This is a genomic window from Xanthomonas sp. NCPPB 1132, from assembly GCF_056629235.1.
The window spans coordinates 3,170,733-3,197,167 of record NZ_CM152819.1; the positions used below are offsets into that span (position 1 = coordinate 3,170,733).

A 26,435-nucleotide genomic window follows, 5' to 3' on the forward strand; every position below is an offset into this window, starting at 1 on the left:
CGATGCATGATCCGCACCGCGCTGCTTCCTCGATTCGCCACAACGACCGCGCTCAGCGCGCGGCCGCCACCGCGCGCGCCTGCGCCTCGTCGTCGGCCCAGGCATGCGCGCAATCCGGCACGCCGGCCGGCTGCACCAGGCCGCCCTGCCCCGCCAGAAACCGACAGGTGGCGGCGAACACCGCCGGCACGGCGTGCGAGCGGATCGGCGAGGCCAGCACGTGATTGTCCGCCCCAGGAAAGTCCACTGCCTGACGCAAGGCCGGTGGCGTTCCCAACTGCTTGAACATCGCCTGCAGCGCCGCCACTGACACCGTGCGGTCCTGGTGCTGCGGATCGCGATAGTAGTAGCCCAGGAACACCGGCACATGGATGCGCGCATAGGTCGCCGACTGCATGCCGCCGCGGGTCAGCGCTGCCAGCGCGCGGTAACCGTCCAGGTGCGTGGCGTCGGCCCAGTAAGCGCTGTCGACCGGATAGCGCAGGATCGGATCGCCACCGTTGTGCGTCCACGCCAACAGTTGCGCGCCCCACGGCCACAGCATCGGCTGCAACTGGTCGCCGTATTCGCGTACCAGCGGCGACCACAGCACCAGCGCCTGCACCTGGCGCGGATTCGCCGCCACCGCCTGCACCGCCAGCGCGCCGCCCATCGAATTGCCGATCACCACTACCCGCTCGCCGAGCACACGCGCCACCGCCAGCGCCTCGGCCGCACCGGCGAGCAGGCGCCCGGCATCGACCCCACGCAGCGCATCGGCCGCGACCAAGCCGTGCCCGGGCAGGCGCGGCAGATACAGATTGCAGCCGAAGCTGCGCGCCAGCCGCACGTGCGTGGGCGCGCCCTCGCCCTGGCTGGCGGTAAAGCCGTGCAGATAGACCATGGCGCACGCGCGGCGCCCCGGATGCGCCGGATCGGCCCAGACGATCCGCGCCTGGTTGTCGGGGCGTAGCCCCGGCATGGCGCGCTCGCGCGCATCGATCCACGCCTGCAACGCCAGCGGATTCTGCGGCACCGCCGGCGCCGCCACCTGCGGCAGGGCCACGCTGACCCGTGGACCCAGCGCAATGACCGCGAGCAACAACAAGGCGATCAGGATCGGCAAGCGCCAGCGACGGCGGCGCGTGGGCACGGATGACTCGGCCAGGTCGGCATTGCGGTTCAAGGACGGCACTCCATTATCGACGCAACCCCGGATACATGATTGAAATAATTTGCGAGCAATGACATTGATTGCCAGCATCGACACGGCGATATACCACTCGCCGTATTATGCGACACCGTCATGACAGGCACATTTAAAACCTTTCTATTGCTATCGAAGACGCTGCAGTTCCCGCACTAAACAGTTGAATTTGAGGATCAAATCAGCACCCCGCCAACGCCACGATAGCGCAATTTGTAGACAAGATAAAAAGCCATCAAGTACGGAAAGGATGACGAAAGAAGCCGCCGAAATTATCTCCCACGAATTAAGTTTCAACCCGCTTTTCGGAATGGACGCGCGACGCCGCCAACCCGGCAGACAACCACCTATTGAAGTTCTCCACATGAAAGCCTTTGGGTTACCGTGCATAGGCATGGCGTTGGCATTCGCTATTGCCGTACCAGGATCGTTGCACGCGCATCAAGCCTCTTCCCAAGCAGATGGAGAACAGGCGATCGCGTATGTACTGAAGAACGACATCGTCTTGTCGAGGCTCTTCGGCAGCTGCCCCGCATTGAAATTTGCCAGCACCGGTGTCGAAGGGAACAACGCCTTCCTGATCGAAGGCAACTGCGACATCAAGAACAACCCAGAGGAAGATGCGGACTGCCCCGCCTATCACATCCGTGCACTGGGGACGATGGACACGCCGTCGCGTTGGACGGTACGTCAACTTGACCTGACCTTGGCGTGCTCCAACGAGGGAGCGCCGAAGGGGCAGCGGATGTAATCGCCGCGCAGGCGCTTACGGCGTCGGTGCAGACGCAGTGGCGAAAATCCGACCTCGGAGATGATCACCACGATCACCACCAATTCGGGCCTGAATCCGTCCGATCAGTGGTCATCGTTGAACAGCGACCAGCGCAACGCGTTCATCACCGCCTACGGGCACCGCGAAGGCTGGCACGGCAACTAACTCACCCTGTGGCGAGGACGGGAGCGCTCCGGTCCTCGCCACGCACTCCCCCGTCACGGAGATTTCTCATGGCATCCCGGTTCTTCCCGCTGTTCGGCCTGCTCGCTCTCTGCATGGCCTACCCGCAGGCTCGTGCCGCCGGCAGCGATGCGGCGGCCTGCACGCATGCGCTGCATCAGGCCTTTGCAGGCACCAGCAGCGCCGCCACCCTGCCCCCGCCGTGCGCGCGTCTCGGACCCGTCGCGCTCGGCATGCGCAAACAACAGGTGCTGGCCGCACTGGGGCAGCCGGACATCACCCGCAGCGATGCGGCACATCCGGACACGCTCAGTGTGGTGTATCTGTATCCGCGCGGGTTCAACGCGCAACTGGCGCAGCAACCACAGCCGGCGACCGCTCTCCGCTACAGCCGTTGGCGGTGCGCTTTCGCAACGACCGGGTCACCAACCTGATCGCCTCCGCCAGTCCAGACGCCCCGTTACCGTTCGATCTGCTCGGCCAGCCGGCCGGCACGCACATCGACCGGGTATTGCAGGCCATCGGCGGGCAGCCGCAATGGAACGCCAGCCGCGACTACGTGCAGTTCGCCGCGATGCCGCTGGGCCTGGAGGTCGATCCGGAGACGTCGGCGATCGTCGGGCTGGACCTCGCAGCCACCAAGCAGGACCTGGACAGTTTCGCCCTCCCCGGCTTGCAGATCAGCAAGGACGCGCAAAGCGGGTTGGTCAACGGCGTGCGCTAAAGGGCGCCGTCGCTCACGCCGCGGTGTAACCACCACGCGACGCCCCATTCACGCAGAGGAAGGCGGCTCGTCGCGCAGGATCGGCCCGCGGCCGAGCATCACGTCGATGCCGCGGCGCCGGTTTCCACAGGCGGCATCGCCGACAGGCGAACGGCCTGGACCGGCGATGAGGTGACCAAAACGCAAAGCCCCGCGCGAGCGGGGCCTTGCCTTGACGCATTGAAGGCGGAGATCGCTCAGTCGCCCTGCTGCTTCTGCAGGTGCTCCCAGCGCTCCTGCGCGTCGATGGTGCGCTCGGCGGTCAGGCGCGCCTCCAGGCGCTCCAGGCCGATCTCTTCGCCGGTGTCCACGCAGTAGCCGTAGTCGCCAGCGTCCAGACGCTTGAGCGTGCTGTCGATCTTGCCGATCAGCTTGCGGTAGCGGTCGCGGGTCCGCAGTTCCAGCGAGTTCTCGGTCTCGCGGGTCGCGCGCTCGGCCTCGTCGCCGATGTCGCGGACTTCGTCGCGCAGGTTCTCGATGGTCTGCTTGGATTCCTCGACCAGGTCGGCGCGCCAGGTGAGCAGGCGCTGGCGGAAGTACTCCTGCTGCAGCGCGCTCATGTACTCCTCGTCCGCCGCCGGCTTGTAGCCCTTGGGCAGGATCGGGCGGCCGGTGGCCTCGTCGGTCTTGTACTCGACCACCTTGTACTTGGCCGGCTTGGCCGGCGCATTCGACTTGGCGGTCACGGCCACGGCGACCTTGCCGGTGGGCTTGGCGACCGGCGCCTTCGGGGTGGATTCGGACTTGGTGGGGGTTTTCGCGGAGGATTTCGAAACGGACACGGGATTCTTTTGTGGCGGGGTCGACGGCGCGGCGGACTTGGCGGCAACGGGCTTGGGGGCCGGTGCTGCGGCAGGCGCGGCGGGCTTGACCGGGACAGGCTTGGCCGCAGCCGGCTTGGGCGCCGACTTCGGTACGGAGGTGGTCACCGCGGGTGCAACGGGGGCAGTGGCCGGTTTGGATTTGGCGGGCGCGGTCGCGGCCTTGGCCACGGGCTTGGCCGCCGGTGTCTTCTTCGCTGCCGGCTTGGCGGCGGACGCGGGCTTGGCCGAGGCCTTGGCGACCGCGATCGGCTTGGCGGGCGCCTTCTTGGCCGGGGCTTTCTTGGCGGGAGCGGACTTGGCCGGCGCCGCCGCGACCGGCTTGGCCACCGGCTTCTTGGCCACGGCCTTGCTGGCCGACTTGGCCGGGGCGACCTTGGCCGCCGGCTTCGCAGGCGCGGCTTTCTTCGGCGGTTTGCTGGCGGCGGACACCGTCGCTTTCTTGGCGACGGGCTTGGCAGGCTTCTTGGCGGCCTGGACGGCCTTCTTTGCAGGTTTTTTAGCAGCCACGAACGCTCTTCCTTGGTCTTCCCGGGGCCCGGGAAAGCGGGCCTTTATAGCCTACCCTACCCCCCGCGGCAACAACGCGGCGTATACGCCGAGCGACCCGCCTAGTCGAGCACAGTGGCATATCATGGTGGCGTGATCGCCCGCGCTCTCATCGCCCTGCTGCGCCTGTACCAGCGCTTCATCAGCCCGCTGCTCGGGCCACGCTGCCGTTTCGTGCCCAGTTGCTCGGCGTACGCGGTAACCGCCATCGCCCGTTTCGGCGCAGTGCGCGGCGGCTGGATGGCCGCCCGTCGCGTCGGCCGCTGCCACCCCTTCCATCCTGGCGGGTTCGACCCGGTGCCCGACCCCACGGCGCCGCCACCCTGCCGCTGCCAAGGAAAACACTGATGTCCGCTTCCACATTGATCGTCAACGCGCGCCTGGTCAACGAAGGCCGCGAAACCCAGGGCGACCTGCGTATCGCCGATGGCCGCATCGCCGCGATCGCCCCGCAACTGGCCGCGCGCGAGGGCGAGACCGTGGTCGACGCCGCCGGGCGCTGGCTGCTGCCCGGGATGATCGACGACCAGGTGCACTTCCGCGAACCCGGCCTGACCCACAAGGGCGACATCGCCACCGAATCGGCGGCGGCGGTGGCCGGCGGCCTGACCAGCTTCATGGACATGCCCAACACCAACCCGCCGACGCTCGACGCCGCCGCGCTGCAGGCCAAGTACGACGCCGCGCACGGCCGCGCCTGGGGCAACTACGGCTTCTACCTGGGCGCCAGCAACGACAACCTGGCCGCGATCCAGACCCTGGACCCGAAGACAGCGCCCGGCATCAAGGTGTTCATGGGCGCCTCCACCGGCAATATGCTGGTCGACAACCCGCAGACCCTGGATGCGATCTTCCGCGACGCGCCGACGCCGATCATCACCCACTGCGAAGACACCCCGACCATCGACGCGACCCTGGCCGCGTTCCGGCAGAAGTACGGCGATGCGCTGACCCCGGACATGCACCCGGACATCCGCTCGCGCGAGGCCTGCCTGAAGTCCTCGCAGCTGGCGGTGTCGCTGGCGAAGAAGCACGGCACCCGCCTGCACGTGCTGCACATCTCCACCGCCGACGAACTGGCACTGTTCACGCCCGGCCCGATCCAGGGCAAGCGCATCACCGCCGAGACCTGCATCCACTTCCTGCGCTTCGACCGCGCCGACTACGCCACGCTCGGCAACCTGATCAAGTGCAACCCGGCGATCAAGGACGCCAGCGACCGCGAGGCGCTGATCCGCGCGATCGCCGAGGACGTGATCGATGTGCTCGCCACCGACCACGCCCCGCACACCTGGGAAGAGAAGAGCAAGCCGTATGCGCAGGCGCCGTCCGGCCTGCCGCTGGTGCAGTACGCGCTGGTCGCGGCGCTGGAACTGGTCCATGAAGGCCGGCTCAGCGTAGCCCAGGTGGTGCACAAGTTCGCGCACGCGCCGGCGCTGCTGTTCGACGTGCACGAGCGCGGCTTCCTGCGCGAGGGCTACCACGCCGATCTGGTGCTGATCGACGACACCGCGTTCACCGTGCGCCGCGAGGACGTGCTGTCCAAGTGCGGCTGGTCGCCGTTCGAGGGCCGCAGCTTCCGCTCGAAGATCGCCGCGACCTGGGTCAACGGCGTGCTGGCCTGGGACGGCACCCGCCTGGTCGGCAGCCCCAACGGGCAGCGCCTGGCGTTCGACCGCTGATGCGCGGCGCCCTGGTGTCCGGCGCCGCACTGGCGCTGGTCCTGCTGGCCGCACCGGTCGCCCCGGCGCTGCATGCACAGACGCCGGCCGCGGCCGGCACCGAGGCGCGCAGCGTGTTCCCGCAAAGCGCCTCGCAGGGCGCGCTGGTGATCGGCAAAGTCGCGCCCGGCAGCCGCGTGCAGTACGCCGGCCGCACCCTGCGGGTCAGCGATTACGGCAGCGTGGTGTTCGGCATCGGCCGCGACGAGCGCGGCCCGCTGCGCATCGCCGTGCAGCGCCCGGATGGCGGCAGCGAAACCGTCGAGATCGCGGTGACGCCGCGCGACTGGCCGCTGGAACAGGTCAACGGCGTGCCGCCGAAGACGGTGAACCCGCCGCCGGCGATCGCCGAGCGGATCAAGCGCGAACAGGCCCAGGTCACCGCCGCGCGCGACCGCGACGATCCGCGCACCGATTTCGCCGCACCGTTCATCTGGCCGGTGCAGGGCCGCATCAGCGGCCGCTTCGGCAACGCCCGCGTCTACAACGGCCAGCCCGGCGCCGGGCATTCCGGCATGGACATCGCCGTGCCCACCGGCACCCCGGTCAAGGCCCCGGCCGCCGGCGTCATCACCTTCGCCGCTCCCGACCTGTACCTGACCGGCGGCACCGTGCTGCTGGATCACGGCTACGGCGTCAGCTCCAACTTCCTGCATTTGTCGCGAATCAACGTGAAGGTCGGCGACCGCATCGCCCAGGGTCAGGTGATCGGCGCGGTCGGCGCCACCGGGCGCGCGACCGGGCCGCATCTGCATTGGGGGATGAATTGGTTCGATGTGCGCATCGATCCGTTGCTGGTGCTGGAGCGCACGAAGCAGCCGTAGAGCGTTGGTGGGTCAGGTGCGTTGGCGCGCGTGGCCGGGAGGCCGCACCCTCACCCCGACCCCTCTCCCAATGGGAGAGTGGCGAGCGCTCTTCCTTCTCCCCTCGGGAGAAGGTGCCCCGAAGGGGCGGATGAGGGTACGGGCGCAGCCTCGTGCAATGCGCTGGCGCGCAGCCTTTCCTACGCAGGTGTGACCACCTCCAACAAGCGCCCCAGCACCACGTGCGAGGGGCTGTTGGCCAGATCCAGCGGCATGACCAGCTTGGGATTGGGATGCGGCAACGGCGTGCCCGGCGCTTCTTCGCCGGCTTCGCGCAGCAGGCTGCCGTTGTCTTCCACCTGATCGGTGACCGGCGCCAGCGGCGGCAGGCCCAGGCCGGCGCGGACCGCGTTGGCGCGGCTGAGCAGGTCGTCGTCGGCGACCGTGGTCAGCGCCGAGGCGGCCAGGCTGGCCGGTGCGCCCTCCACCGCCGCCAGGCGCTGCGCGATGTCGCCCAGCGCCTGCTGCCGCTGCGGATGCAGCAGTTGCCACACTTCCTGCCACAGCGCCTTCCAGTCCAAAGGCGGGAACGGCATGTGGGTCGGCCCGCTGAGCACGATCTGCGGCGCCAGCCGGCCCGGCGGCGTCGCATCGCATTCGGCCAGCGCGCGGTACACCACTTCGCTGCACACCATGTGCGAGGGGTTGTCGCGGACCAGATGGTCCAGCGCCTCGCGCACCACGATCCGCGCCAGCCAGTGCTGCGGCCACTTGCCGCGTATGGCGACCAGCAGGCCGAGCGTGGCCAGGCTGTCCAGCGGGTACGGGACGCCCAGCAGCGACTGCGCCTTGGCCAGCACGCTGGCGCGATCGGCATCGTCCAGCGCCACGCAGGCGTAGCTGAGCGGCCGGTAGGCGTCGATGATCAGGTAGTTGGTGGTGTCGGTCAGCCGCTGCGACAGCGGATAGCGGCGCACGCCGCTGGCCGCCGCCTCGATCAGCTCGCCGTTGTCGGCGACGATGGCGGCATGGCTGTAGATGCTGTCGCCGCACCAGGCGATCAGTTCGGAGACCGGGCCGCAGCCCAGTTGCAACAGGATGTCGCCGACCTGCAACTGATCGGGAGCGAACGCGGGCAAAGCGGGCTGTGCAGTCATGGCTGAGGCTCCTTGGTGGGTGACGCGGTGGATGCGGAAACGCTGACCCGGTTGCGGCCGGCGGCCTTGCTGGCGTAGAGCGCGGCATCGGCCCGCTGCAACAGCGCCGCGGCGCTCTCGCCGCGCTGCCATTGCGCCACGCCGACGCTCAGCGTGCATGACAGCGCCTGGCCCTCGCGCGGCAGCGGCTGCGCGGCGATGTGCTGGCGGATGTCCTCGGCCACGCGCCGCGCCGCCTCCAGGGTGGCGCCGGGCATCAGCAGCAGCATCTCGTCGCCGCCCTGGCGGCCGAGCGTGTCGCTGCTGCGCAGGCGCGCCCGCGCGCAGGCGGCGACCCAGCGCAGGCAGGCGTCGCCGCCGGCGTGGCCATGGAGGTCGTTGATGCGCTTGAAATCGTCGATGTCGATGTAGGCCAGCGCCAGCGGCTGCGCGTGGCGCGCGGCGTCCTCCAGCGCCTCGGCCAGGCGCTGCTGCAGCGCCGCGCGGGTCAGCAGGCCGGTGAGTTCGTCGACCATCGCCAGGCGGCTGGCGCGATCGCGGTCGCGCCGCAGTTCCAGGATCTGCTCGGCCAGACCGAAGGTCACCAGCAGGCAGGAGATCGCCAGCGCCAGGCTGATGCCGTGCGCCAGCACCGGTGCGGCCAGGTCCAGGCGCAACCACCCGGTCAGTTCCAGGCAGCGCAGCACGCACAGCATCCACAGCGGGGTCCACGAGGCCAGCAACGGCCAGGCGTAGCGCTGCCCGCGCAAGGCCAGCAACAGGCAGCACGGCAGCAGCAGTGCGGCGCCGACGATCAGCCCGAGGTTGCCGAGCACGCTCAGCACCGCCGCGTCCGACAGCAGGCAGGCCACGGCGATGCCGAGCAGGAACAGCGCGCACAGCCGCAGCACCCGGTCCAGCCGCGGCAGTTGCCGCTGCATCTCCAGTTGCCGGCGCTGGAAGGTGATGATGAAGAAGCCGCCGAGCGCGGCAACGATGCGCATCGGCGTCGGCGAGGATGCGAACACGCTGGCCAGGCCCGGCACCGCGCGCGCCTCGCCGCCGAGGCCGAGCAGGTACAGCAGCACGCACATCACGTTGGCGGTGAAGTACCCGTAGATCGGCTCGCGCAGGCGCGCCCACAACGCGATCGCCAGGATCGCCAGCACCGCGGTCGAGCCGAGGATGAAGGCGCGCCAACCGACGTAGCGCAGGTCATCGCGCTGCACCTGCGCCAGCGGCACGATGCCCACCGGCATCGGCATCGCCGCCGGCGCATGCACCCGCAGCCAGATCGAGGCACCGGCCGGCAATCCGTGCGGCAGGGCGATCACCAGGGCGCGGGTCGAGTAGCGCAGGTCCGCGTCGGCGCCGTAGATCGCGCGCCGGGTCGGCGTGGTGCAGCCCGGCACCCAGGCCTCGACCCGGGTCAGGTAGGGCGCCTGCAGCACCAGTTGCGGCTGGCCTTCGCTGCCGATCGCACGGTCGGCGCGGATGCGCCACCAGGTCGGTCGCTTGCTGCGCTCGTACAGGGTCGCGCCGTGGCCGGCATCGGCGAACGCGGCATCGTGGCGCCCGGCCACCACCTCCGGCGCCGGCGGGTCGGCGGCCAGCCGTTGCAACAGCAGCTCCTGCCCCAATGCCGACCCGACCATCCCCAGGCACAGCAGCAGGCAGCACCAACGGCACAGGCGCTTCAATCGATGGGCTTCCAGATGAGATCCGCATCGAGCGTAGCGCACGCCGCGGCGGCGCTCGTATCCAAATTCACGGTGCCATCACGCACGCAGCACGCTCGCGAAGGTTTGCGCAGGTGCATGCCGCAGTGCCGCGAAGGCGTGGCCGCCAAGGTCCTGAAACGTCGCATCCTTGGCCCTTTCGCCCTTGGAATGAGCGTGTACGCCCCCGTCGCCACGCGCTCGGCAGCGGCGGAGGATCCTTGATCGTGATGGAAACGACACAACCGCCCTCTGGCTGCGAGGTCGGCCGGCATCGGCACGCGAACGCCCCTACTATCGCCGGTCCGCGAACGGCACCGGATCGCACGAGCGAATGACACCGGTATCATACCAAGCGCCGCCGCGGATCCCTATCCTTGAGCGGAGGCTTTCCATGACCGTATCGCGCTGGTTGCTGCTTTCCTCCACCCTCGCCCTGGCAGGCGGGGTCGTCGCCGATGCCCCGGCCCTGACCGGCACTGCGTCGCGCCCGCAACTGACCAGCAGCGAGGCGGCCAACCAGACCGTCGCCCGCCACCTGGCCCAGGCCGGCCCGATCGGCGCGCTGGTCACCGACAACTGGGATCCGAGCGGCGGGGTCGCGTTGCTGCAGGCCGATTACGCGGTGGCGGCCGACGGCAGCACCCGCTACCGCACCGTGCAGGCGGCGGTGGACGCCGCGGTCGCCGCCGGCGGCAGCATGCGCCGCTACATCAGCGTGGCGCCGGGCACCTACACCGAAGTGGTCTGCGTCCCCGCCGCGGCGCCGCCGCTGACCCTGTTCGGCCTGGGCGGCAGCCCGGCCAGCACCACCATCCGCTTCGGCAATGCCAACCCGACGCCCAAGCCCACCGGCAGCGCCACCCATCCCTGCGCCAGCAACGCCGCCAGCAGCACCGTCGGTACCTCCGACAGCGGCACCGTGACCGTGCGCGCCGCGCAGTTCCAGGCCCGCAACCTGGCGATCGTCAACAGCTACGTCGAGGGTACCTACAGCGGCAGCAACCAGTCGGCGGTGGCGCTGGCGTTGCGCGGCGACAAGGCGGTGCTGGAGAACGTGGTGCTGACCGGCAACCAGGACACCCTGCTGGTCAGCGCGGGCAGCGCCAACACGGTGATCCGCGCCTATTTCAAGGGCGGCACCATCGAGGGCGACACCGACTTCATCTTCGGCTCGGGCGTGGCGGTGTTCGCCGGCAGCACCATCCGCTACACCGCCGCGCGCCGCGGCACCAACGACGGCGGGGTGATCTTCGCGCCCAGCACCCGGCCGGGCAGCAGCTACGGCTTCCTGGCCATCGGCAGCACCTTCGATGCGGTCGGCAGTCCGGGCAGCGGCACGGTGTGGCTGGGGCGGGCCTGGGACGAGAGCGTGGGCAGCCTGTCCAACTACGTCGACGGCACCTCGCCCAACGGCAAGGTGGTGATCCGCGATTCGACGCTGGGCGGGCACATCCGCAAGAGCGCGCCGTGGAACGCCTCGACCATCGGCCGGCCGTACTGCAGCAGCAACTGCAGCAATTCGGCCAACCGCTTCTACGAGTACGCCAACAGCGGCGCCGGCAGCGCGCCCTGAGGCATGCCGGCGCGGTGGGCGGGCGGGCTCAGCCCAGCCCGGCCCACCAGGCGCGCCACAGCGTCGCCATCTGTCCGGGCGGCCTGGGCGTGACGGCCGCCTGCTGCACGGTCCGCGCACGCGCCAGCGCCGACAGGATGCGCCGCGGACGCGGGCCACGCACGCGGCGCGGCCAGGGTTTCAGCAGCGCCTGCGCCCAGCGCTCGCGCTGCTGTGGCTCCTCGCCGCCGCGCAGCGCCAGCGGCGCGGTCGCGGCGCCGCCCTCGGCCAGGCGTTGCGCCAGCACCTGCAGCGCGACCGGCACTGCGGCGCCCTCGGCGGGAGCCTCGAACAGTGCGCGCTCGACCGCGACCACCGCCTGCGCGAACGGCTCCAGCCGCTCCAGCGCATGCGCCGTGTCCGCCGCCGCCGCGCGCGCCTGCGGCAGGCTCGGCAAGGCCTCGGCCAGTTGCGTCCACGGCGCGGCCACCGGCTCCAGTACCCGGCCCAGCGGATGCCGCGAGCGCTGCCCGGCCCAACTGCGCAGTTCCTCGCCCCACCACGCCAGCTTGGCGTCGGCCGGCAGCGGATCGCCGGGGATGTTGAGGATGTCGTCGAACTCCTGCAGCAGGGCGAACCAGGCCACGGTGCGGGCGCGCTGCGGCGCCGGCACGAAGGCCTCGGCCACGGCCCATTCCGGCCAGCGGCGGCGCCATTTGTCGAGGAAGGCATCCAGGGCGGACGAACTGCTCATGCGATCGGTGGATCCGGATTCAGGCGCGCGCAACAGAGAGGTCGCGCAACGCGGGAGTGAGCGCGTCGTCGCGCAGAACGCGCAGTTTACGTGCGTGATAGGTAGATGCCGAGCGGTGTCGGCGCGTCGGCAGCGACACGGCGGTCGCGGCTTCTACGCGGCGTCGCTGCAAACGCGGCGATAGCGCCCGGCTTCAAGGAACGGCGGGGCTGACCGGCCAAGCCGCGGCGTCGTGCAACTCGACGGGCGCAGCGACCATCGCATCGGCGCGCCAGGCCAGCGGATCGTCCTCGTCCAGCCGGTAGCCCCACAGCACCGCCACCGAGGCCATGCCGGCGGCACGCGCGGCGAGGATGTCGCGTTCGTCGTCGCCGACGTAGGCCACCTCGTGCGGCGCCACGCCCAGCCGCTGCGCGGCGACCTGCAGCGGCAACGGATGCGGCTTGCGCTCGGGCAGCGTGTCGCCGCCGATCAGCACCGCACAGCGCTTCTCCCACTGCAACTGCGGCAGGATCAACCGGGCCAGCGCCTCGGGCTTGTTGGTGACGATGCCCCACACGCTGCCGGCGTCTTCCAGTCGCTGCAGCAGTTCCGGGATGCCGCCGAACGGCTGCGAATGGCGCCCGATCAGCGCCTCGTAGTGGCGCAGGAACGCCGGGATCAGCGCATCGCGTTCGGTCGCGGGCAGATCCGGAAAGGCGACGCCGAGCATCGCCCGCGAGCCCTTCGACACCACCGGCCGCAACTGCGCCAGGTCGAGCGCAGGACGCCCGTGCTCGGCCAGCAGCGCATTGGCCGCGGCCAGCAGATCCGGCGCACTGTCCAGCAACGTGCCATCCAGATCGAACAGCACCACCCGCGGATACCCTCGCCGCGGCAGCGGCGCTTCCCTATTCCCCATTCCCGATTCCCGGCTTTGCCGCACACGCCAGGTAATTCACCTCGGTCCGCGACGACAACCGCGCACGATTGCGCCACGGCTCGTAGGCCAGGCCGCTGACGTCGCGCAGCTGCAGTTCGGCCTGGCGCAACCAGGCGGCCAGTTCCGCCGGCTTGATGAAATCCTGGTAGCGGTGGGTGCCGGTGGGCAGCAGCCGTGCCACGTACTCGGCACCGACGATGGCCAGGGCGAACGCGGCCGGGGTGCGGTTGAGGGTGGACAGGAACAGCTGTCCGCCGGGCTTGAGCAGGGTTGCGCAGGCGCGCACGATCGCCGCCGGATCGGGCACGTGCTCGAGCATTTCCATGCAGGTGATCGCATCGAAACTGCCCGGCTGCGCCGCCGCCAGGTCCTCGACCGACCGCACGCGGTAGTCGACCTCGACCCCGGATTCGAACTGGTGCAGGCGCGCGACCTTGATCAGTTCCGGCGACAGGTCGATGGCGGTGACCTGCGCGCCCTCCTTGGCCAGCGCCTCGCTGAGCAGGCCGCCGCCGCAGCCCACGTCCAGCACCGTCGCCCCGCGCAGCGGCAGGCGCTCGGCGACGTAGCGCAGGCGCACCGGGTTGAGCGCGTGCAGCGGCTTCTGCGGGCCGTCGGCGTCCCACCAGCGGGTGGCCAGGGCGCCGAACTTGTCCAGTTCGGCCTGATCGAAATTGGCGGAGGCGTTGGCGGCGGAAGCGGTCATGGCGGATTCTCGTTGGGGCCGCGCGCGCGGCGCGGCACGGCGAACATAGCGGATCAGGCGTGGACGCTGCGGATACGTTCGCGCCATTCGCGCGCATTGGCGACCAGCGCGTCGACGTCCATGTCCACCAGCACGCGCTGGCTGAGCTTGGGCTGGCCGGCGATCCACACATCGCTGACCTGCTGCCGGCCGGTGGCGTACACCAGTTGCGACAGCACGTTGTGCAGCGGCTGGGTCTCCAGCGCCGACAGGTCCACGCAGATCAGGTCGGCCTGCTTGCCCGGCTCGATCGAGCCGATCGTCTCGCCGAAGCCCAGCGCGCGCGCGCCGCCCAGGGTGGCCGCGCGCAGCGTGCTGGCCGCGTCCAGCGCGGTGGCGTCGTTGGCCACGGCCTTGGCCAGGATCGCCGCGGTGCGGTTCTCGCTGAACATGTCCAGGTCGTTGTTGCTGGCGCAGCCGTCGGTGCCGATCGCCAGGTTCACGCCCGCACGCTGCAGCGCGCAGGCCGGGCAGAACCCGGAAGCGAGCTTGAGGTTGGATTCGGGGCAATGCACCACGCTGACCCCGCGCTCGGCGCACAGGTGGATCTCCGCGTCGGTGAGCTGGGTCATGTGCACCGCGATCAGGCGGTCGTTGACCAGGCCCAGCCGGTCCAGCCGCGCCAGCGGGCGCTGCCCGTACTGCTTGAGCGAGTCGGCGATTTCCTGCGCGGTCTCGTGGGTGTGCAGGTGCACCGGCACCTCGAGCTGGTCGGACAGCATCCGCACCCGCTCGAAGTTGGCGTCGTTGACCGTGTACGGCGCATGCGGAGCGAAGGCGATGCCGACCAGCGGATCGCCGCGCCACTGGTCGTGCACCTCGCAGGCGCGGGCGAAGTACTCGTCGGAGGTCTTGGCCCAGGCGGTCGGGAAATCGATGATCACCGTGCCGACTCGCGCGCGGAAGCCGTGCTGCTTGTACACCGCGGCCTGCACGTCGGCGAAGAAGTAGTTCTCGTTGGCGCAGGTGGTGCCGCCGCGCAGCATCTCGGCGATGGCCAGCGCGGTGCCGTCGGCGACGAACTCCGGGCCGATCACCGCGGTCTCCACCGGCCAGATGTGCTGCTGCAGCCACACCATCAGCGGCAGGTCGTCGGCGATGCCGCGCAGCAGGGTCATCGGATTGTGCGTGTGCGCGTTGACCAGGCCCGGCAGCAGCGCCGCGTCCGGGCGCGAGACGGTGCGCGCGGCGGCGAAGCGCGTGCGCGCCTCGGCGGTCGGCAGCACCGCCACGATCTCGCTGCCGCGCACCGCCACCGCGTGGTCTTCCAGCACCACCGCATGCGGCTCGATCGGGACCACGTAGCCGGCTTCGATCAGCAGGTCGCAGGATTCGGGAATGGAGGTCATCGCAGGGACTCTGGAAAAGGAAGGATCACGGTGCCGGTGCCGTCTGGGCCTGGCGGATGCGCCGCTGATACACGCGCAGCACCAGCCACTGCAGCAGGAAGATCGCCAGGAAGCCGAAGCGGCCCAGCCAGGGTGCGACCATGCCCACCGGGATGCACAACGCGAACACCACCGGCGACACCGCCGCGCGCAGCTTCATCGCCTGCGTCTGCAGCGGACCCAGTCGCTGCGCCAGGCCTTCCTTGCGCACCGCATAGGCATGCAGCCAGTATCCGGCCAGGCCGATCGCCGCCAGATGCGCGCAGTACACCGAGAAGGCCTCGTGGCTGCCGAAATAGTCCGAATACAGCGCGGTGGAGAACGGCAGCAGGCCGATCAGCAGCAACTGCAGCACGTTGAGCCAGATCAGCCGGTCGTCGAACTGGCGAATGTGCCGGCACAGCTGCAGATGCGACTTCCAGAACAGCGCGGTGACCAGGAAGCTGACCGCGAAGCCGATGAACAGCGGCAGCATCCGGTGCAGCGCGGCCAGGATGCCGCCGGCGGCCTCGACCTCGGCATGCCCCGGCACCTTGATCTCCACCGCCAGCAAGGTGATGGCGATGGCGAAGACCGCATCGCTGAAGAACACGACGCGGTCGTGCGGGTACTTGCTGTCGACGCTGTCGGCGTGGCTGGTGGTCACGGAAATTCCTGGAAGCGAGGTGGTCCTTCACCGCCGCGCGGCGCTCCGGCGCTTGGCGCTGCCTGGCCGCCGCACGCCAGCGCGTGCGCATGCCCGCGGCCGGCGGCGGCCGCGGGCGTGCCGGCTTACTTGACGCGCGAGACGTATTCGCCCGAACGCGTGTCGACGCGGATCACTTCCTCCTGGCCGACGAACAGCGGCACGCGCACCACCGCGCCGGTCTCCAGGGTGGCCGGCTTGCCGCCGCCGCCGGAGGTGTCGCCGCGCACGCCCGGGTCGGTCTCGACGATCTTCAGTTCGACGAAGTTCGGCGGGGTGACCTGGATCGGCGTGCCGTTCCACAGCGTCACCACGCAATCTTCCTCGCCCTTGATCCACTTGGCGGCGTCGCCGACGCCGGCCTTGTCGGCCTGCACCTGCTCGAAGGTTTCCTGCTGCATGAAGTGCCAGTACTCGCCGTCGCTGTACAGGTACTGCATGTCAGTGTCGACCACGTCGGCCGCTTCCACGCTGTCGGTCGCCTTCATGGTCATTTCGACCACGCGCCCGGACTTGATGAAGCGGTACTTGACGCGGGTGAACGCCTGGCCCTTGCCGGGCTTGACGTATTCGGTATCGGTGATGATCGCAGGCTCGCTGTTGACCAGGATCTTCATCCCGTTCTTGACGTCGTTCATGCCGTAGCTGGCCATCTGAAACTCCTCGGGTAAGGCAAACCCGCCGCGTTCGGCGGCCGGCCGGATAGAATGGAAGCTCCGCCGCAACGGCGGGCGCTCGTGTGATGACCGCCTATGATAACCGCAGCCCCCCGCCCGATGCAGCCGTCCCCGCCCCTGCCCGCCGCCGCGCCGCCGCGCTGGCAGCAGGCCTGGCGCGACGCGGTGCGCGATCCGCGCGAACTGCTGGCCTTGCTGGACCTGGACCCGCAGGCGCTGGACGTCTCCGAACAGGCTGCGACGCAGTTCGCGCTGCGCGTGCCGCGCAGCTTCGTCGCGCGCATGCGCGCGGGCGACCCACACGATCCGCTGCTGCGCCAGGTGCTGCCGATCGACGACGAGCAGCGCCTGGTCGCCGGCTTCGCCCTGGATGCGGTCGGCGACACCGCGGCCAAGAAGGCCGACGGGGTGATCCACAAATACCGCGGCCGCGCCTTGCTGGTGGCCACCGGCAGTTGCGCCGTGCACTGCCGCTACTGCTTCCGCCGGCACTTTCCGTATGCCGACGAGACCGCCGCGCGCGATGGCTGGCGCACGGCGGTGGCGGCGATCGCGGCCGACCCCAGCATCGAGGAAGTGATCCTGTCCGGCGGCGATCCGCTGTCGCTGGCCACCCCGAAACTGGTCGAACTCACCGAGGCGCTTGCGGCGCTGCCGCAGCTCAAGCGCCTGCGCATCCACAGCCGCCTGCCGGTGGTGCTGCCCGAACGCGTCGACGCGCCACTGCTGGCCTGGCTGCGCGCACTGCCGTGGCCGCTGGCGTTCGTGATCCACGCCAACCACGCCAACGAATTCGATGCCGGCGTCGATGCCGCGCTGGCGCGCCTGCGCGAGGCCGGTGCGCACCTGCTCAATCAGGCGGTGCTGCTGCGCGGGGTCAACGACAGCGTGGAGGCGCTGGCCGCGCTGAGCGAGCGCAGCTTCGCCGCCGGCGTGCTGCCCTACTACCTGCACCAGTTGGACCGGGTGCAGGGCGTGGCCCATTTCGAAGTCGACGATGCCACGGCGCTGGCGCTGCACCAGGCGCTGGCCGCGCGCCTGTCTGGCTACCTGGTGCCGAAGCTGGTGCGCGAGATCGCCGGCGACACCGGCAAGCGTCCATTGATGCCCTGACCCGCGCGATGGCGACCGCCACGCGAGCGGCGGCCGCAGGCCGCGGCGCCGCGGCAACCCTCAGGCATCGGCCGGCGACGCATCCTCGCTGGCCAGCAACTGGCGGAACTCCTCGGCGCTGAGCGGGCGGCTGAGCCAGAAGCCCTGCCCCAGTTCGCAGCCGCGCTCGCGCAACAGCTCGAACTGCGCCTCCTGCTCGATGCCCTCGGCGACCACGGTGATGTCCAGCGAATGCGCCATCGCGATGATCGCGGTGGTCAGCGCCAGATCGTCCGGATCGCGCTGCAGGTCGGCGACGAAACTCTTGTCGATCTTGACCCCGTCCACCGGCACCTGGCGCAGGTGACTCAGGCCGGAGAAGCCGGTGCCGAAGTCGTCCAGCCAGACCTTGACGCCGGTGCGGTGCAGCCGCGCCAGCATGCTTGCCGCCTGCAGCTCGTCGCCGATCACCGCGGTCTCGGTCAGTTCCAGGTGCAGTTGCGCCGCCGGCAGCCCGGACTCGCGCAGGCAGTCGGCCACCACTTCGGGCAGATCGCCGCTGCGCAACTGCCGCGGCGAGACGTTGACCGAGACGAACAGGTCGGCGCTGCCGTCGGCGCGGCGCCACTGGGTGGCCTCGCTGCAGGCCGCGCGCAGCACCTTGGGGCCGATGCTTTCGATCAGCCCGCTCTGCTCGGCCACGTCGATGAACACCGTCGGCGAGATCGTGCCCATCGCCGGATGCTGCCAGCGCAGCAGCACTTCCACGCCGACCATGCGCCGGTCCTGGGTGCGGAAGATCGGCTGGTAGGCCAGCTTGAGTTCGTCGCGCTCCCAGGCGCCGCGCAGCTCGTGCTCCATGTGCACGCGCCGCTCCACCGCATAGTCCATCGCGCGGCTGTAGAAGCGGTGGCAGTTCTTGCCGGCCAGCTTGGCCTGGTACATGGCGATGTCGCCGTTCTTCAACAGCGCCGACGCATCCTCGGCATCGCCCGGATAGACGGTGATGCCGATCGAGGTGCCCATGAACACCTCGCGGCCCTGGATCCGCAGTGGCTCGCGCAGTTCCTGCACCAGCCGCTGCGCCAGGGCGGTGGCGACCTTGGCCGCTTGCGCGTCCTCCACCAGGATCACGAACTCGTCGCCACCGAAGCGCGCCAGCAGCGCGTCGTCGCCGCCCAGTTGCTCGACGGCCAGCTGGATGCGCCGCGCGAACTGCAGCAGGGCTTCGTCGCCGGCCTCGTGACCGAGGGTGTCGTTGATCCGCTTGAAGTCGTCGATATCAGCGAACAGCAGCGCCAGCCGGCGTTGCGAGGCGCGTGCCGACAGCATGCGATGGTCCAGCGCCTCGCGGAACGCGAGCCGGTTGGTGAGCCCGGTCAACGCATCGGTGTAGGCCATGTGGCGCACATCGCGGTCGTGGCGGGCGATCGCCTCGCTCATCCGCCCGAACGCGCGCAGCAATTCGCTGACCTCGTCGTGGCGGCCGCTGTCGCGACGCTCCACCGCATAGTTGCCGGCCTCGATCTGGCGCGCGGCCGCCGCCATCCAGCGCAACGGTGCTACCAGGGTGCGCTGCACGTAGACCGTCACCATCGCCGCGGTCAGGCCCAGCGCGGCCAGCAACAGCAGCAACCAGCCGAGATGGCGCTTGCCCAGTTCGCCCAGGCGCTGGTCGAGGTTCTGCCCGGCCTTGCGCTCGTATTCCTGCGCACGCGTCCAGGACATGCCCACCCGGACCCCGCCCACGCGCTGGTCGCCGATCATGATCGGCATCGACACGTCGAGGAACTCCGGCGACTCCTGGGCCAGCAGCCCCTTTGCGCGGATCGCGGCCTCGGCCATCGGCCCGCGCATGCGCTGTCCGTACCCCGCCATGCCCTCGCTGCCGTCGTGGATCAGCCGCCCATCGGCGTCGTAGACCAGCACATAGGCCACCGCGACATAGCCCAGCGCGCCGCGCACCTGCGTGCCGATCGCGTCCAGGTCGGAGTAGTACACCGGATTGGCGAGCGAATCGGCCAACTGCCGCGCCAGCGACTCGCCGCGGGTGCGCATGCTGCTGTCGAACAGGCTGTGGATGGCGTTGCCGCTGAGCGTGCGCACCTCGCGCTGCATCGCCGCCTGGCGCTCCAGCAGCAGGGCAAGGATCGCCATCACCAGCAGCGCAGCCACGCCCATGGCCAGCAGGAACCTGGCCTGCAACCCGAAACGCATGCTCTTCATTCCACTTCCAGCCTCACCCGCGCCACGCCGGCGCGCAGGCTGTCCAGGCGCTTCTGCGACGCCGGATCGATCGGATAGAACCCGGAGGTCCCGAAGAACTGGCGCAGCGCCGCGCGCCCCTGCGGGTCGTCGGCGGCATGCAGCAGGACCTCACGCAAGCGCGTCTCCACCTCGGTGGGCAGGTCGCTGCGCACCATCTCCACTGCGCGCGGATACGGCTCGCTGCGGTAGATCACCCGGAAATCGCGCAGGAACGCCGGCGGAATGCGGCGCTCGTCGTCCCAGTCGAGGTTGCTGAACGCCCCCGCATCCACCAGGTGCTTGTGCACGAAGGCGGCGATGTTCAGCTCCGAGCGCGCGAACACATAGCCGACCGTGTCCGCCGAGGGCTGGTCCTTGGTCGAGAGCAGGATCTCCGGGTGCAGATCGTGCTCAAACAGCGTCATCATCGGCACCAGATAGGCGCTGGTGGACAGCGCGCTCTGCAGGGCCAGGGTATGTCCCTTCAGGTCCGACAGGTCATGCACGGGCCCGTCGCGGCGCACGAAGAACACGGTGTGGTACTGGCGCACGCCGTTGCGCTCGGTCAGCAGCAGCGGCTTGGCGCCGCCGCGCTGTTCCAGCGCCATGGCGGTGGCGGCGGTCTCGGTGACCCAGTCGACCCGGCCACGGCGCAGGTAACTGCTCATCTGCTGGCTGTCGCGGGCCATCAGGATCTGCCCGGAAGTGATGCCGACCTCGCGCATGCGCGGCACCACGTAGTCCAGCAGCGGCTTGAGTTGCTCGTAATGGGCCTTGGGGTTGTCGCTGATGCGCCCCAGCACCAGCACCGAGGGCCGCGCGTGCACGGACGCGGGCCAGCAGATCGCCAGCGCCAGCCACACCACGACCACCCGCCAACGCGAACTGGACAAACCGCGATCCCCAAATAGACCTTGCAAAGCCTAGCCGAAAGCGCATGCCGGTGACAGCGTCACAGAATGGCGCCTTCCGTGCCGGTGTCCCTGGCCCGGCCCGTGCCTCGAGACAGGTGCCGCACTCGTCGCCTTCGCGCCTTGACGGGCCTCAGTTTCCGGCCTGTCCGGCCAGCCGCGCCATGCGCTGCGCATCGGACAGCACGCCGCGCAGCAGGCGCACCTCCTGTTCGGTCAGCTCGGTGCGCAGGAACAGCCGGCGCAGCTTGCGCATCGCCGAATCCGGGGCGCGCCCCTTGTGGAAGTCGATGTCGTCCAGGGTCTCGGCCAACTGCCCGAACAGGCCTTCCACCTGCGCATGACTGGCCGGCGCCTCGCGGAAGCCCGGTGCCGGCACAGGCGCCGGGGCGACGCCGCGCAAGTGCGCCAGGCGCAGCTCGTAGGCCAGCACCTGCACCGCCGCGGCCAGATTGAGCGAGCTGAACGCCGGATCGGAAGGAATGTGCACGGCCGCATGGCACAGTTGCAGTTCCTCGTTGGTCAGGCCGGTGCGCTCGCGGCCGAACACCAGCGCCACTTCCGCCGGCTCGGCGCTGGTCGCGGTCAGGCGCTGCGCGGCATCGGCCGGCAGCAGTTCCTCCAGCGACACGCGGCGGCTGCGCGCGGTGCAGCCCAGCACCAGCCGGCAATCGGCCACCGCGTCGCTGAGCTCGGGCAACACCGGCGCCTGCTGCAGCAGGTCCTCGGCCCCGGCAGAACGCCGGTAGGCCTCGGTCTCGAGTTCGCACTCCGGCGCCACCAGCACCAGCCGCGACAGCCCCATGGTCTTCATCGCGCGCGCGGCCGCGCCGATGTTGCCGGGATGCTGGGTCCCGACCAGGACGAAGCGGATACGGGTGGAATCGGTCATGGCAGCACGGCAGGCGAAGAGAACGGGGGCGTAGATGGTAAACTGTGCGGCCGGCCTTGGCGCCGGACTGCTCTTTTCCTCCTCCAGACCCACCTCCGCCTTCTCGGGAGCGCTTGCCATGCAAAAACCCGCCGTCACCGTCATGGTCAAGGCCGCCCGCCTCGCCGGCAACGTCCTGTTGCGCCACATCAACCGCCTGGAAGCACTGAACGTGGTGCAGAAGGACCGCATGGACTACGCCAGCGAAGTCGATGCCGATGCGGAGAAGGTGATCGTCAAGGAACTGCGCCGCGCCTATCCCGACTACGGCGTGATGGGCGAGGAAGGCGGCGTGCAGGGCGGCGGCCGCTACATGTGGGTGATCGACCCGCTCGACGGCACCAGCAACTACCTGCGCGGCTTTCCGCACTACTGCGTGTCGATCGCCCTGGTCGAGAACGGCGAGCCGGTCGACGCGGTGATCTTCGATCCGCTCCGCAACGAACTGTTCACCGCCAGCCGCGGCAACGGCGCGGTGCTCAACGACCGCCGCATCCGCGTCAGCGAGCGCAAGGAACTCAACGGCGCCATGGTCCACACCGGCTTCGCCCCGCGCGAGCGCAAGCGCGCCAGCCCGCAGCTCAAGTGCGTGGATGCGCTGCTGGTGCAGGCCGAGGACATCCGCCGCACCGGCTCGGCGGCGCTGGATCTGGCCTATGTCGCCTGCGGCCGCAGCGACGCCTACTTCGAAGCCGGGGTGAAGGCCTGGGACATCGCCGCCGGCGTGCTGCTGGTGCGCGAGGCCGGCGGCCGCGTCACCGATTTCAAGGGCGGCACCCTGGGCCGCATCGACGACCGCGGCCCACAGCAGTTCCAGGTGGTGGCCGGCAACCTCAAGGTCGGCGACGCGCTGCAGAAGCTGATCGTCAACACCGGCTTCGCCGGCGAGTTCGACGCGAAGTTCTGAGCGAAGCGACCGGCGCTGCGCCGGCGCAGCGACATCGAAACAGCAGAAAGCCGCGCACTTGCGCGGCTTTTTTTGTGCCCGACATTCGCAGATCACGCACCCGGGGATTCCCGGCGATCGCCGCGCGCGATGCCGGCCGCGCCCTGCGAAAAAAGGCATATCGACCGAGGCGGCACACGGCGCACCAGACGCCTCACGCCATGCTCACGCACTGCACGTCGTTCGCTTCACCGCTGCTTGATTGGCGCTTGCGTAGAAGAACGCGCTACGACGTGCGCCATGCAGGCACCGCGGCCTGGGGCGATGCGCACGCTGAGATCGGCAAAAAACCCCTAAAGATCCCGAAAACGCGGCCGATACAGATGCGGGTTTCTGCCCGAATTTCCCCCGCTGATCCGTGCCTGCGTTGCCGTCCCTGCGGCAATGGAGCCGGTGGCGCCGCTCTCTCGCATCTATCGGAGATCTCGCGTGTCCTTCCATCATCTCACCGTCACCAAGCGCCTGGCAATCGGCTTCTGCGGCGTGATCGCCATGTTGTTGCTGGTGGGCATCACCAGCCTGATCGGCTTCCGCAAGTTCACCAGCGCCGCCGCGCTGGACGCGCATACCTACAAGGTCATCACCCTCGGCGACCGCATGCTGGTGAGCCTGCTCAACATCGAGAGCGGCGCACGCGGCTTCGCGCTGACCCGCGATACCTCCTACCTGGAGCCGTTCGAGCTCGGCGAACGCGAGTTCCAGGCGCAATGGCAGGAGTCCAAGCAGCTGACCGCCGACAACGCGGCGCAACAGGCGCGCCTGCAGACCCTGATGCAGGACTACGCGCAGTTCATGGCCACCAAGCGCAAGGCGGTGGAGCATATGCGCAACACCGTCGCCGACAGCGACGACGCCCAGTTGGAAGCGTTCCGGACCGTCGGCAAGCAGCAGATGGACGGGCTGCGCGCCACCATCGGCCAGTACGAGAACGCCGAACGCGCGCTGCTGCAGGTGCGCAAGGCCGAGAGCGAGGCGCGCGCGCAGTCCGGCGAATGGACCAGCCTGGGCGGCATGCTGGTCGGCATCGTCGCGGCGATCCTGCTCGGCCTGCTGGTACGCAACAGCCTGATGCGCCAGCTCGGCGGCGAGCCCGCCTACGCGGCCGACGTGGTCCGCCGCATCGCCAGCGGCGACCTGTCGCAGGACGTGCGCCTGCGCACGCAGGCGCCGTCGCTGCTCAACGACATGCGGCAGATACAGGAGGAGCTGCGCACGGTGATCCAGGCGCAGACCGAGATGGCCCGGCAGCATGCCGCCGGCCAGATCAGCTTCCGCATGGACGAAGCGCGTTTCCCCGGCGACTACGGGCGCATGGTGCGCGACACCAATGCCCTGGTGCACAGCCATATCGCGGTCAACCAGCGGCTGATCGCGCTGATGGGCGAGTACGCCGAAGGCGACCTCAGCCGCGACCTGGAGCAGTTCCCCGGCGAGATGGCGATCCTGACCGAGACCATGGCCAAGGTGAAGCGCAACCTCGGCGCGATCAATCACGAAATCGACCTGCTGGTGCGCGCCGCCGCGCAGGGTGACTTCTCGCGCCGCGGCGAAGCGCAGCGCTTCCGCCACGCCTTCCACGACATGGTCGCCAACCTCAACACGATGATGACCGGCACCGAGACCAACCTGGCGGCGCTGTCGCAGTTGCTGCGCGCGATCGCCGCCGGCGACCTCACCCAGACCATGCAGGGCGAGTTCCACGGCGTGTTTGCACGGATGCGCGACGACGCCAACGCCACCGTCGCGCAGCTGACCGACATGGTCGGCCGCATCCAGCAGGCCGCGGCCAGCATCGACACCGCTGCCGGCGAGATCGCCAGCGGCAACGACGACCTGTCGCGCCGCACCGAGCAGCAGGCCGCCAGCCTGGAGGAAACCGCCGCCTCGATGGAGGAGCTGACCGCCACGGTCAAGCAGAACGCCGAGCACGCACGCCAGGCCAACCAACTCGCCGCCGGCGCGGCCGCGGTCGCCTCGCAACGCGGCGCGGTGGTCGGCCAGGTGGTGGACACCATGAGCGGCATCGAGACCGCGTCGAAGAAGATCGCCGACATCATCTCGGTGATCGACGGCATCGCCTTCCAGACCAACATCCTGGCGCTCAACGCCGCGGTGGAGGCGGCCCGTGCCGGCGAACAGGGCCGCGGCTTCGCCGTGGTCGCCAGCGAGGTCCGCACCCTCGCCCAGCGCTCGGCCAGCGCCGCCAAGGAAATCAAGACGCTGATCGACGACTCGGTCGAGCGCGTGAGCGCGGGCTCGACCCTGGTCGCCCAGGCCGGCACGACGATGCAGGACATCGTGGCCTCGGTGCAGCGCGTCACCGACATCATGGGCGAGATCGCCGCCGCCTCGCAGGAGCAGTCCGCCGGCATCGAGCAGGTCAACCAGACCGTCACCCAGATGGACGAGACCACCCAGCAGAACGCCGCCCTGGTCGAAGAAGCCACCGCCGCAGCACGCGCGATGGAGCAGCAGGCCGGCGACCTGGTGGAGATCGTGGGCCAGTTCCAGGTGCGCAGCGAGACCTACCCGATGGTGGCGCAACTGGTCGCCCGCGCGACCGCCAACGCGGCCTAGTCGGAACGCCCCACACGGCACGGACACTGTAGAGGGACGGGCCGTCGTCGACGGCCCAGTCCCATGATGCCGGCACGCGCTGCAACCCTGCAGACGTTCCTGTAGGAGCGGCTTCAGCCGCGATGCCTTACCGGTAACGCGTCGCGGCTGAAGCCGCTCCTACACAAAGCGGAAATCGCCCCCACTAAAGCCCCGGCATCCACAAAAAGAAAAAGCCGCGCATCCGCGCGGCTTTTTTGTTCGCAGGAGGAGTGTTTCAGGCCCAGAAAATCATGCTTCTACGATTCCCCATTCCCGATTCCCCCCTCCCAGCCCCATCAGGGCCGACGCGCCAGCGCCTCCACATCCTTCGCCTTCGGCAGCAGGTCCTGCTTGGTGACCTGGAACGGCCCGATCGACAGCAGCGGCACCGCCACGATCACCGAGGAGACCACCACGATCACCGCGCCGATCATGTGGGTCAGCGCCAGGCCTTCCATCGACTCGCCGCCGTACAGGTACAGCGCCAGCGCCGACAGGAAGAACATCACCGCGGTGATCACCGTCCGCGACAGGGTCTGGTTGATCGAGCGGTTCAGTACCTCGATTGGCTCCACGCGCAGGCTGCGGAAGTTCTCGCGCACGCGGTCGAACACCACGATGATGTCGTTGATCGCAAAGCCCATCACCGACAGCAGGCCGGCCAGCACGGTGAGGTCGAACTCGCGGCCGGTGACCGACACGTAGGCCACCGTCACCAGCAGGTCGAACAGCGCGGTCAGGCTGGCCACCACCGCGAACTTCCACTCGAAGCGGAAGGCGATGTAGATCAGGAAGCCGACCAGCATGAACACCGTGGCGTAGACGCCGTTCAGCGCCAGGTCCTTGCCGACCTGCGGGCCGACGAACTCGCCCGGCTTGACCGTGGCCGGGTTCTGCGGCGTGCTCACCGCCTTGCGCACCTGCTCGGCGAGGTTCTTGGTGATGTCCTCGTTGTTGTGCTCGCCCTGCGGCTGCAGGCGGATCACCACCTCGTTGCCGCTGCCGACGTTCTGCACCTGCGCGTTCTCGAAGCCGGCCTTGCCCAGTTGCTCGCGCACCTGGTCCACGTCGACCGGCTTCTGAAAGCTGGTCTGCACCAGTGCGCCGCCGGTGAACTCCAGCGCGTAGTTGAAGCCCTTGGCGAAGATCACCGCGAACGAGGCCAGCGCCAGCACCAGCATCAGCACCAGGGTCGGGTGCCGCCAGCGCATGAAGTCGATCTTGGTGTCGTTGGGGATCAGGTGAAGCGGGAAGATTTTCATTGGAGACCGCTCTGCGATTTTTTGGACCCCGCGCCTGCCGGCGCGGGGACGTGCGGAAGGTGGCGTGCGT

The 26,435-nt window shown here is 69.4% G+C and carries 23 protein-coding genes and 1 pseudogene; 10 read left to right on the plus strand and 14 right to left on the minus strand.

Annotated elements, in window-relative coordinates; translation table 11 throughout:
* Nucleotides 1-52 precede the first annotated feature (52 nt).
* Nucleotides 53-1,165, minus strand: a complete 1,113-nt coding sequence (locus AC1G9L_RS13545; protein ID WP_481069301.1) for an alpha/beta hydrolase — start codon at nt 1,163-1,165, stop codon at nt 53-55.
* 271 nt (nt 1,166-1,436) lie between these two features.
* Here AC1G9L_RS13545 and AC1G9L_RS13550 point away from each other — a divergent pair, with 271 nt between their 5' ends.
* The 3 genes and pseudogenes from AC1G9L_RS13550 to AC1G9L_RS13560 all read left to right on the plus strand — a co-directional run bounded on the left by AC1G9L_RS13550 (nt 1,437) and on the right by AC1G9L_RS13560 (nt 2,865).
* On the plus strand, nt 1,437-1,937 hold the full coding sequence (locus AC1G9L_RS13550; protein WP_481069302.1) for a hypothetical protein: 501 nt from the start codon (nt 1,437-1,439) through the stop codon (nt 1,935-1,937).
* A 60-nt stretch (nt 1,938-1,997) separates the two neighbouring features.
* The gene (locus AC1G9L_RS13555; protein WP_019799365.1) at nt 1,998-2,123 is read left to right on the plus strand and encodes a hypothetical protein; all 126 of its coding nucleotides are present in this window, start codon (nt 1,998-2,000) and stop codon (nt 2,121-2,123) included.
* A 68-nt stretch (nt 2,124-2,191) separates the two neighbouring features.
* Nucleotides 2,192-2,865, plus strand: a pseudogene (locus AC1G9L_RS13560) (secreted signal peptide protein).
* A gap of 236 nt (nt 2,866-3,101) precedes the next feature.
* Here AC1G9L_RS13560 and dksA read toward each other — a convergent pair.
* Nucleotides 3,102-4,235 carry an RNA polymerase-binding protein DksA gene (gene dksA, locus AC1G9L_RS13565; RefSeq protein WP_481069303.1) on the minus strand — a complete coding sequence of 378 codons (1,134 nt, stop codon included), beginning with the start codon at nt 4,233-4,235 and terminating at the stop codon, nt 3,102-3,104.
* A 114-nt stretch (nt 4,236-4,349) separates the two neighbouring features.
* On the opposite strand from dksA, the gene yidD reads away from it, so the two are divergent.
* From yidD to AC1G9L_RS13580, 3 genes are read left to right on the plus strand one after another with little or no spacing between them, the layout of a single operon-like run.
* Nucleotides 4,350-4,622, plus strand: a complete 273-nt coding sequence (gene yidD, locus AC1G9L_RS13570) for a membrane protein insertion efficiency factor YidD (protein ID WP_010343540.1) — start codon at nt 4,350-4,352, stop codon at nt 4,620-4,622.
* A complete protein-coding gene (locus AC1G9L_RS13575; protein ID WP_481069304.1) occupies nt 4,622-5,956 on the plus strand; it encodes a dihydroorotase in 1,335 nt (444 codons plus the stop codon). Before yidD ends, AC1G9L_RS13575 begins: the two co-directional genes overlap by 1 nt.
* Nucleotides 5,956-6,819, plus strand: coding sequence for a M23 family metallopeptidase (locus AC1G9L_RS13580; protein ID WP_481069305.1), 864 nt, complete (start codon nt 5,956-5,958; stop codon nt 6,817-6,819). The genes AC1G9L_RS13575 and AC1G9L_RS13580 overlap by 1 nt, the downstream gene beginning before the upstream one ends.
* A 179-nt stretch (nt 6,820-6,998) precedes the next feature.
* Here the strand turns inward: AC1G9L_RS13580 and AC1G9L_RS13585 are convergent, their stop codons facing one another.
* Together AC1G9L_RS13585 and AC1G9L_RS13590 are read right to left on the minus strand one after the other, a co-directional pair.
* Nucleotides 6,999-7,955, minus strand: a complete 957-nt coding sequence (locus AC1G9L_RS13585) for a hypothetical protein (protein WP_481069306.1) — start codon at nt 7,953-7,955, stop codon at nt 6,999-7,001.
* A complete protein-coding gene (locus AC1G9L_RS13590) occupies nt 7,952-9,634 on the minus strand; it encodes a sensor domain-containing diguanylate cyclase (RefSeq protein WP_481069307.1) in 1,683 nt (560 codons plus the stop codon). Before AC1G9L_RS13590 ends, AC1G9L_RS13585 begins: the two co-directional genes overlap by 4 nt.
* A 412-nt stretch (nt 9,635-10,046) precedes the next feature.
* Here AC1G9L_RS13590 and AC1G9L_RS13595 point away from each other — a divergent pair, with 412 nt between their 5' ends.
* Complete coding sequence (locus AC1G9L_RS13595; RefSeq protein ID WP_481069308.1) at nt 10,047-11,228, plus strand: putative acyl-CoA thioester hydrolase; 1,182 nt, start codon at nt 10,047-10,049, stop codon at nt 11,226-11,228.
* A gap of 28 nt (nt 11,229-11,256) precedes the next feature.
* Here the strand turns inward: AC1G9L_RS13595 and AC1G9L_RS13600 are convergent, their stop codons facing one another.
* From AC1G9L_RS13600 to efp, 6 genes are all read right to left on the minus strand, one after another.
* Complete coding sequence (locus tag AC1G9L_RS13600; protein ID WP_481069309.1) at nt 11,257-11,961, minus strand: squalene/phytoene synthase family protein; 705 nt, start codon at nt 11,959-11,961, stop codon at nt 11,257-11,259.
* A 193-nt stretch (nt 11,962-12,154) separates the two neighbouring features.
* Nucleotides 12,155-12,862 (minus strand): phosphoglycolate phosphatase, encoded by a 708-nt coding sequence (locus AC1G9L_RS13605; protein ID WP_481069310.1) that lies wholly within the window; start codon nt 12,860-12,862, stop codon nt 12,155-12,157.
* Nucleotides 12,852-13,589: a bifunctional 2-polyprenyl-6-hydroxyphenol methylase/3-demethylubiquinol 3-O-methyltransferase UbiG gene (gene ubiG / locus AC1G9L_RS13610; RefSeq protein ID WP_019799485.1), complete on the minus strand. Its 738-nt coding sequence runs from the start codon at nt 13,587-13,589 to the stop codon at nt 12,852-12,854. Before ubiG ends, AC1G9L_RS13605 begins: the two co-directional genes overlap by 11 nt.
* A gap of 53 nt (nt 13,590-13,642) precedes the next feature.
* Nucleotides 13,643-14,977: a TRZ/ATZ family hydrolase gene (locus AC1G9L_RS13615; RefSeq protein WP_019799486.1), complete on the minus strand. Its 1,335-nt coding sequence runs from the start codon at nt 14,975-14,977 to the stop codon at nt 13,643-13,645.
* A gap of 25 nt (nt 14,978-15,002) precedes the next feature.
* Nucleotides 15,003-15,662: a TMEM175 family protein gene (locus AC1G9L_RS13620; RefSeq protein ID WP_019799487.1), complete on the minus strand. Its 660-nt coding sequence runs from the start codon at nt 15,660-15,662 to the stop codon at nt 15,003-15,005.
* Between the two features lie 125 nt (nt 15,663-15,787).
* Nucleotides 15,788-16,354 (minus strand): elongation factor P, encoded by a 567-nt coding sequence (gene efp / locus AC1G9L_RS13625; RefSeq protein WP_010343528.1) that lies wholly within the window; start codon nt 16,352-16,354, stop codon nt 15,788-15,790.
* Between the two features lie 99 nt (nt 16,355-16,453).
* Between efp and epmB the strand changes: the two genes are divergently transcribed.
* The gene (epmB, locus tag AC1G9L_RS13630) at nt 16,454-17,491 is read left to right on the plus strand and encodes an EF-P beta-lysylation protein EpmB (protein WP_481069311.1); all 1,038 of its coding nucleotides are present in this window, start codon (nt 16,454-16,456) and stop codon (nt 17,489-17,491) included.
* Between the two features lie 60 nt (nt 17,492-17,551).
* On the opposite strand, the gene AC1G9L_RS13635 is transcribed toward epmB, so the two are convergent.
* From AC1G9L_RS13635 to AC1G9L_RS13645, 3 genes are all read right to left on the minus strand, one after another.
* Complete coding sequence (locus tag AC1G9L_RS13635; RefSeq protein ID WP_019802257.1) at nt 17,552-19,696, minus strand: putative bifunctional diguanylate cyclase/phosphodiesterase; 2,145 nt, start codon at nt 19,694-19,696, stop codon at nt 17,552-17,554.
* Nucleotides 19,693-20,610: a phosphate/phosphite/phosphonate ABC transporter substrate-binding protein gene (locus AC1G9L_RS13640; protein ID WP_442538137.1), complete on the minus strand. Its 918-nt coding sequence runs from the start codon at nt 20,608-20,610 to the stop codon at nt 19,693-19,695. Before AC1G9L_RS13640 ends, AC1G9L_RS13635 begins: the two co-directional genes overlap by 4 nt.
* A 151-nt stretch (nt 20,611-20,761) precedes the next feature.
* The gene (locus AC1G9L_RS13645; RefSeq protein ID WP_019802255.1) at nt 20,762-21,520 is read right to left on the minus strand and encodes a TrmJ/YjtD family RNA methyltransferase; all 759 of its coding nucleotides are present in this window, start codon (nt 21,518-21,520) and stop codon (nt 20,762-20,764) included.
* A gap of 118 nt (nt 21,521-21,638) precedes the next feature.
* On the opposite strand from AC1G9L_RS13645, the gene AC1G9L_RS13650 reads away from it, so the two are divergent.
* Both AC1G9L_RS13650 and AC1G9L_RS13655 read left to right on the plus strand, forming a co-directional pair.
* A complete protein-coding gene (locus AC1G9L_RS13650) occupies nt 21,639-22,466 on the plus strand; it encodes an inositol monophosphatase family protein (RefSeq protein WP_010343521.1) in 828 nt (275 codons plus the stop codon).
* A gap of 468 nt (nt 22,467-22,934) precedes the next feature.
* Nucleotides 22,935-25,082 (plus strand): methyl-accepting chemotaxis protein, encoded by a 2,148-nt coding sequence (locus tag AC1G9L_RS13655; protein ID WP_481069312.1) that lies wholly within the window; start codon nt 22,935-22,937, stop codon nt 25,080-25,082.
* 317 nt (nt 25,083-25,399) lie between these two features.
* Here AC1G9L_RS13655 and secF read toward each other — a convergent pair whose 3' ends face one another.
* Nucleotides 25,400-26,365, minus strand: a complete 966-nt coding sequence (secF, locus tag AC1G9L_RS13660) for a protein translocase subunit SecF (protein ID WP_019801256.1) — start codon at nt 26,363-26,365, stop codon at nt 25,400-25,402.
* Between the last annotated feature and the right edge of the window lie 70 nt (nt 26,366-26,435).

What these genes read in the sequence shown, in the direction of transcription:
- AC1G9L_RS13550 (WP_481069302.1), top strand. Translation starts at nt 1,437, where the DNA reads ATGACGAAAGAAGCCGCCGAAATTATCTCCCACGAATTAAGTTTCAAC.
- AC1G9L_RS13555 (WP_019799365.1), top strand. Translation starts at nt 1,998, where the DNA reads ATGATCACCACGATCACCACCAATTCGGGCCTGAATCCGTCCGATCAG.
- AC1G9L_RS13575 (WP_481069304.1), top strand. Translation starts at nt 4,622, where the DNA reads ATGTCCGCTTCCACATTGATCGTCAACGCGCGCCTGGTCAACGAAGGC.
- AC1G9L_RS13580 (WP_481069305.1), top strand. Translation starts at nt 5,956, where the DNA reads ATGCGCGGCGCCCTGGTGTCCGGCGCCGCACTGGCGCTGGTCCTGCTG.
- AC1G9L_RS13585 (WP_481069306.1), bottom strand. Translation starts at nt 7,955, where the DNA reads ATGACTGCACAGCCCGCTTTGCCCGCGTTCGCTCCCGATCAGTTGCAG.
- AC1G9L_RS13595 (WP_481069308.1), top strand. Translation starts at nt 10,047, where the DNA reads ATGACCGTATCGCGCTGGTTGCTGCTTTCCTCCACCCTCGCCCTGGCA.
- AC1G9L_RS13600 (WP_481069309.1), bottom strand. Translation starts at nt 11,961, where the DNA reads ATGAGCAGTTCGTCCGCCCTGGATGCCTTCCTCGACAAATGGCGCCGC.
- AC1G9L_RS13605 (WP_481069310.1), bottom strand. Translation starts at nt 12,862, where the DNA reads ATGGGGAATAGGGAAGCGCCGCTGCCGCGGCGAGGGTATCCGCGGGTG.
- ubiG (WP_019799485.1), bottom strand. Translation starts at nt 13,589, where the DNA reads ATGACCGCTTCCGCCGCCAACGCCTCCGCCAATTTCGATCAGGCCGAA.
- AC1G9L_RS13615 (WP_019799486.1), bottom strand. Translation starts at nt 14,977, where the DNA reads ATGACCTCCATTCCCGAATCCTGCGACCTGCTGATCGAAGCCGGCTAC.
- efp (WP_010343528.1), bottom strand. Translation starts at nt 16,354, where the DNA reads ATGGCCAGCTACGGCATGAACGACGTCAAGAACGGGATGAAGATCCTG.
- epmB (WP_481069311.1), top strand. Translation starts at nt 16,454, where the DNA reads ATGATAACCGCAGCCCCCCGCCCGATGCAGCCGTCCCCGCCCCTGCCC.
- AC1G9L_RS13635 (WP_019802257.1), bottom strand. Translation starts at nt 19,696, where the DNA reads ATGAAGAGCATGCGTTTCGGGTTGCAGGCCAGGTTCCTGCTGGCCATG.
- AC1G9L_RS13645 (WP_019802255.1), bottom strand. Translation starts at nt 21,520, where the DNA reads ATGACCGATTCCACCCGTATCCGCTTCGTCCTGGTCGGGACCCAGCAT.
- AC1G9L_RS13650 (WP_010343521.1), top strand. Translation starts at nt 21,639, where the DNA reads ATGCAAAAACCCGCCGTCACCGTCATGGTCAAGGCCGCCCGCCTCGCC.
- secF (WP_019801256.1), bottom strand. Translation starts at nt 26,365, where the DNA reads ATGAAAATCTTCCCGCTTCACCTGATCCCCAACGACACCAAGATCGAC.